Here is a 3187-nt window from a genome sequence, read left to right as displayed (position 1 = left end):
GCATTTCAGGCGTAGAAAGTTTTGTTGGCCTGACCAAAACCGAGTTCGCGACGAAAGGGGCGAGCAAGGCGCATCTTTGCAAAAACTTTACCTAACGGCTTTTCCGCTTCTTTACCAGATTGAACTATGGTGGCTGCGGTTGCCCAGAGGTTGCCGGTTCGCCAGATGGCAAAGAGGACCCGGAAATGAAACGCTGCCTGTTCGTCGACGATTCGAGCGTCATCAGGAAGGTCGCAAAACGCATCCTCGGTGGCTCCGACTTCACCGTGATCGAGGCCGCCAGCGGCCTTGATGCCGTCGAGGTGTGCGCCGCCGAGATGCCTGACGTCATCGTAGTCGATGGCGGTCTGCCGGACATGCAGGCAGTCGACTTCATTCGCCGGGTTCGCGCCATGGAGAGCGCGGTCAAGCCGCAGATCCTGATCTCGCTGGTCGAAGTCGATGTCGCCTCGATCATGCGGGCAAAGCGGGCCGGCGCCCAGGGCTATCTCTTGAAGCCGTTCAATCGGCCGCAATTGCTGGAACGCTTTCGCGTCCTGAAAATCGCCGCCTGACGGCCGGCCCGGATCGGCAACAAAAAACCCGGCTGAAGCCGGGTTTTTTGTGTTCAAAAACAATCGACAGGGCGTGTCAGGCGCTGACGCGGATGTCTTCCGGCTCGCGCAGCACGTAACCGCGGCCCCAGACCGTCTCGATGTAGTTCTGACCGCCCGACGCCGCATCCAGCTTCTTGCGCAGTTTGCAGATGAAGACGTCGATGATCTTCAGTTCCGGCTCGTCCATGCCGCCATAGAGGTGGTTGAGGAACATTTCCTTGGTCAGCGTGGTGCCCTTGCGCAGCGAGAGCAGCTCCAGCATCTGGTATTCCTTGCCGGTCAGGTGCACGCGCTGGCCGCCGACTTCGACGGTCTTGGCGTCGAGGTTGACCACCAGGTCGCCGGTGGTGATGACCGACTGAGCATGGCCCTTGGAGCGCCGCACGATGGCGTGGATGCGCGCCACCAGCTCGTCCTTGTGGAATGGCTTGGTCATGTAGTCGTCGGCGCCGAAGCCGAGGCCGCGCACCTTGTCCTCGATGCCGGCCATGCCGGACAGGATCAGGATGGGCGTCTTCACCTTGGACAGGCGAAGCGTTCTCAAGACTTCATAGCCCGACATGTCGGGGAGATTGAGATCGAGAAGGATGATGTCGTAGTCGTAGAGCTTGCCGAGGTCGACACCTTCTTCGCCGAGATCGGTCGTATAGACGTTGAAGCTTTCCGATTTCAGCATCAATTCGATGCTTTGTGCGGTTGCACTGTCATCTTCTATCAGCAGAACACGCATTTCATTCCCCTTTTCTGCTGCCGGACCATGTCACGACCCGTCCGGGACCCGGAGCAGTGATTGCCTGAACAGAAGGTGCCATTGAATGGTTAACAAAACCTAATTTCGTGCCGAGGACGATACCAGATTTTTTAACCCCTTTCTACACCCTCTTGAATCTAATAATGAATCACAGACCAAAACCGCTAATGCACCACATTAATAAGTCAGCCTAAGTGACTCCAGGGACTCGCTGGTCGGCTTCCCGTCGAAAGCCGGAATTTTTACCCGGCCTTAAGTCCTCGGCCGTATGATTAACAATGCCCGTAAACGAATGGTTACCAACGGCAAAAAACTTTAGGAGTTTGTTTCCCATAGTGGGGGAAAGCCAGGGGATACGGGCAGCGCTTGGGCCTTTCCGGGCGGATTGGACGATATGTGCGGGTGTGCGTTTCCGGGAGTACCGAATCATGAAGTCACGTGAAAACCTCGTTCGGCTGAAACAGTTTCAGGTGAATGAGAAGCGGCGGCAGCTGCTGCAGCTCGACATGATGATCGCCGAGTTCGAACGCATGGCCGTCGAACTGGAGGTGCAGATCGCCGCCGAAGAGAAGAAGGCCGGCATCACCGACATCAACCATTTTGCCTATCCGACCTTCGCCAAGGCGGCGCGCCTGCGCCGCGACAACCTTAGAAATTCGCAAAGCGACCTCGCCCAACAGCGAAGCGCTGCCGAATCATTACTCGGCGAAGCTGAAGCGGAGCTTTCCAAGGCAGAGATGCTGGAATCGCGTGACACCAAGATTCGCGACGCCGAACTCGGCGGCCGCAGCGCAATGATCGGGTAAAGCCGCCACCCAGCGCTACCTCCGCGACGCAAGCCGGCGAACCGCCGGCCAGGAGCCTGGCGGCCGCTCAGCCCAGCGTCGCAAGATCCGCTTGAGGATCCATCGATGCCCGGATGCGGGCCGCCTTGATGTCGGGCGCGTGCTCTTCCGACCAGGACCGTATCTGATTGAGCAGTCCCGCCAGGTTCCGGCCGAGATCGGTCAGCTCATATTCGACCCTTGGCGGGATCACCGGAAAGATCTCCCGCCGCACCAGCCCGTCGCGCTCGAGCACACGCAGCGTCTGCGTCAGCATTTTGGGCGTGATGCCTTCGAGCTTGCGGGCCAGCTCGCCATTGCGCATCCGCCCGCGGCGCAGCGCGCAGACGGTCAGGTAGACCCATTTGCTGGCCAGCATTTCGAGCACGGTGTGCGAAGGGCACGTCCGCCGGTACGCGTCATAGCCGAAGGGGGAGTCGTTATCGCTATCCATGAGGTGCCTATATATAGAAAAGGTACATACTGGACAAGGGAATATTACTATCCAAATGATAGCGGCACACCAACTTACGAGGAGCCTCTCATGCGTGCCGTTACCCAGAATACCGTCGGCGGTCCCGACGTCCTTGTCATCGCCGACCGGCCGGACCCGGCGCCGAAAGCCGGCGAAGTGCTGGTCCGCGTCAGCGCGGCCGGCATCAACCCTGTCGACGGCGCGGTGCGCGGCGGCCACTATCCGCTGCTCGGCGAGCCGCCCTTCATCCTCGGCTGGGACATTTCCGGAACCATCGAGGCGCTTGGCCCCGATGTGAGCGGCCTCAAGGTTGGCGATCAGGTGTTCGGCATGCCGCACTTTCCGAAGCAGGCGGCGGCCTACGCCGAACTCGCCGTGGCCCCCGCCGACGAGATTGCGCCAAAGCCCGACAGCATCGATCATATCCACGCCGCGGCGCTGCCCCTGGCCGGCCTGACAGCCTGGCAAGGCCTCGTCCGCCATGGCGGCCTGAGAAAGGGTCAGCGCGTGCTGGTGCACGCGGCGGCCGGCGGCGTCGGCC

Annotated in this window: 5 protein-coding genes; 3 read left to right on the top strand and 2 right to left on the bottom strand. The window is 60.2% G+C overall.

The features are described 5' to 3' along the window. Positions 1–185 precede the first annotated feature (185 nt). Complete coding sequence (locus EN780_RS30810; protein ID WP_127282271.1) at positions 186–554, top strand: response regulator; 369 nt, start codon at positions 186–188, stop codon at positions 552–554. Between the two features lie 76 nt (positions 555–630). On the opposite strand, the gene ctrA is transcribed toward EN780_RS30810, so the two are convergent. Next, the gene (ctrA, locus tag EN780_RS30805) at positions 631–1326 is read right to left on the bottom strand and encodes a cell cycle two-component system response regulator CtrA (RefSeq protein WP_006203583.1); all 696 of its coding nucleotides are present in this window, start codon (positions 1324–1326) and stop codon (positions 631–633) included. A gap of 449 nt (positions 1327–1775) precedes the next feature. Between ctrA and EN780_RS30800 the strand changes: the two genes are divergently transcribed. Beyond that, complete coding sequence (locus EN780_RS30800) at positions 1776–2153, top strand: flagellar export protein FliJ (protein WP_127282272.1); 378 nt, start codon at positions 1776–1778, stop codon at positions 2151–2153. A gap of 67 nt (positions 2154–2220) precedes the next feature. Here the strand turns inward: EN780_RS30800 and EN780_RS30795 are convergent, their stop codons facing one another. Next, a complete protein-coding gene (locus tag EN780_RS30795; protein WP_245494308.1) occupies positions 2221–2550 on the bottom strand; it encodes a helix-turn-helix domain-containing protein in 330 nt (109 codons plus the stop codon). 165 nt (positions 2551–2715) lie between these two features. On the opposite strand from EN780_RS30795, the gene EN780_RS30790 reads away from it, so the two are divergent. Then, positions 2716–3187, top strand: a 472-nt coding sequence (locus EN780_RS30790) for an NADP-dependent oxidoreductase (RefSeq protein WP_133372788.1), incomplete at its 3' end; no start/stop codon positions are given.

Origin of the sequence: Mesorhizobium sp. M4B.F.Ca.ET.089.01.1.1 (genome assembly GCF_004022605.1) — a bacterium.
GTDB classification, from domain to species: domain Bacteria; phylum Pseudomonadota; class Alphaproteobacteria; order Rhizobiales; family Rhizobiaceae; genus Mesorhizobium; species Mesorhizobium abyssinicae.
The sequence above is the reverse complement of the archived record's forward strand: the minus strand, read 5'-3'. Positions and strand labels throughout refer to the sequence as shown.

Bases quoted from the DNA above. Each gene is read 5' to 3' on its own strand.
- EN780_RS30795 (WP_245494308.1), bottom strand. From the start codon at position 2,550: ATGCTGGCCAGCAAATGGGTCTACCTGACCGTCTGCGCGCTGCGCCGC.
- ctrA (WP_006203583.1), bottom strand. From the start codon at position 1,326: ATGCGTGTTCTGCTGATAGAAGATGACAGTGCAACCGCACAAAGCATC.
- EN780_RS30810 (WP_127282271.1), top strand. From the start codon at position 186: ATGAAACGCTGCCTGTTCGTCGACGATTCGAGCGTCATCAGGAAGGTC.
- EN780_RS30800 (WP_127282272.1), top strand. From the start codon at position 1,776: ATGAAGTCACGTGAAAACCTCGTTCGGCTGAAACAGTTTCAGGTGAAT.